Source organism: Pseudomonas sp. MWU13-2100 (assembly GCF_023242365.1).
In the GTDB taxonomy this organism is placed as follows: domain Bacteria; phylum Pseudomonadota; class Gammaproteobacteria; order Pseudomonadales; family Pseudomonadaceae; genus Aquipseudomonas.
The window spans coordinates 1-611 of record NZ_JALLIX010000137.1 but is presented as its reverse complement, the minus strand read 5'-3'; the positions used below and the strand labels follow the sequence as shown (position 1 = coordinate 611).

At 50.7% G+C, this 611-nt stretch carries 1 protein-coding gene; it reads right to left on the bottom strand.

From position 1 onward, the window contains the following. The coding region (locus M5B99_RS29730) for an EF-hand domain-containing protein (RefSeq protein WP_248807471.1) at positions 1-611 on the bottom strand (611 nt) is incomplete at both ends.

Here is a 611-nt window from a genome sequence, read left to right as displayed (position 1 = left end):
TTTCATAACTTGTGCCATTTGGAAAGCATTCGGCGAAGCGGGCACTGTTCTTCCTAAACATTTTCAGCAACACAGGACCAAGCGTTCCTTGCCCGAAATTCCACTGAATTAAACCAAATGAAGTTCCTTGGCCATCAAAGTCATCTGCTAATGCATGATAATCCAGAGCGCTACGCCCTTCATATCCTCCACTAACTCTAAGTGCTAACTCAATAGATTCAGGAAGAGACATACATGTAGGACGACGACCAAAGGCTCCCACCAACCCCAGCGGATGAAAGTGATACACTTTCCCATACGTCGGAATCCCCACCTTCTCCGCTACGTCATCCCACCAACTGATTTGCTTGAAGCGTTCTTTCTCCGCCAACCAATTCAAATTCGGTGTCGAACCGCTATGCCCCAGTAATTCATCCAGCGCGTCCCAGGTGGGGGCTCTGTAGTACCACTCGCTTTCTCCGTGAATGATCAACTGCGAGATCGACTGGGCGTGGGCCGGCAAACGGATCGCCGCTTGCAGTTCTTCCGCCGTCATCTTGCCGTCGCGGTTACGGTCGATAATGTCGTACAGGCGCTTCTGTACCCGCACCTTGTACTTGTCATCAACCATC